The sequence below is a fragment of the Microcystis sp. M53603_WE2 genome (genome assembly GCF_030065435.1).
The window spans coordinates 1-1030 of the sequence record NZ_JASJFF010001291.1; the positions used below are offsets into that span (position 1 = coordinate 1).

Here is a 1030-nt window from a genome sequence, read left to right on the forward strand (position 1 = left end):
CTTATACTCAAGATTTTACGGCTGACCAAATCAAACGTTATGCCAAAGCAGTTTTGCGGATCGAAACCGAAAGAAAACAAGCTTATGAGGAAATTTCGCAAATTTTAGGCAAAAGTCCCCCGGCAATTACCTGTAACCAACGGGAAAGCTTTAATAATCTTCCAGCTAATGCCCAAAGAATTGCCGTAGATTATTGTAATAACTCAAAAAAGATTGTCCAAGATAGTGGCCTCACTGCGGCTGAATTTAACGCCATTACTAACTGGATTCGTACCGATGATAACTTGAGACGACGGGTGCAAAATGAGATGATTCGTCTGCAGCGGGAAAATAAATAGAAAAAGTTCCTCAGTTTTTCGGGTCAAGCTGGAGTCAGGGCTACAATTAAGAATGTTTTTTCCCATTGACCACTACCATGTTAACTTTTACCGAGCGCTTACCCCCCCGTCATACCGCTAGTCCACCTCCCCCAGAAACGGTAGTTTTTAGCCTTCTACTTACGGCCGAAGAACGCACCCGCAGCCGTTATCGTCTCGACAGTCCCGAAGGTTTTTCCCTCTGTTTTCGTTTACCCCGCGGCACCATTCTACAGGATCGCGATTTCCTGCGGGGAGAAAACGGCGAAATTGTTCAAATTATCGCTAAACCAGAACCAGTTATCACTATTACTGCGCCGTCAACAGATTTACTCCTCAAAGCAGCCTATCACCTCGGTAATCGTCATGTAGCCCTAGAAATTAACCCCGATTACCTGCGTCTGGCCCCCGATTCTGTCCTACAAGCAATGTTAGAAGGTTTGGGATTAACTGTAACTGAAGAAATCGCCCCCTTTAACCCCGAAATCGGCGCTTATCAGCATTATCATGACCTGGAAGAGGCAAAAAAGGGATAGTTAGCTAATCTTGCCCAATGCCCTTTCTGATTTAGAGTAAGCAAAAATCAAACTCGGTTTCGACTTACCTCTTTTCCTACCATAAATTGTAGTTTTTGGGCATTATCTTAACAAAATTTAACTGACAAGAAAACAGTA

2 protein-coding genes are annotated in these 1030 nt (G+C 43.6%); both read left to right on the forward strand.

The features are described from left to right. Positions 1-338, forward strand: a 338-nt coding sequence (locus PX481_RS26955; RefSeq protein WP_288097009.1) for a DUF4168 domain-containing protein, incomplete at its 5' end; no start/stop codon positions are given. Positions 339-415: 77 nt separating this feature from the next. Beyond that, the gene (gene ureE, locus PX481_RS26960) at positions 416-892 is read left to right on the forward strand and encodes an urease accessory protein UreE (RefSeq protein ID WP_002747017.1); all 477 of its coding nucleotides are present in this window, start codon (positions 416-418) and stop codon (positions 890-892) included. The last annotated feature ends 138 nt before the right edge of the window (positions 893-1030 follow it).

Bases quoted from the DNA above. Each gene is read 5' to 3' on its own strand.
- ureE (WP_002747017.1), top strand. From the start codon at position 416: ATGTTAACTTTTACCGAGCGCTTACCCCCCCGTCATACCGCTAGTCCA.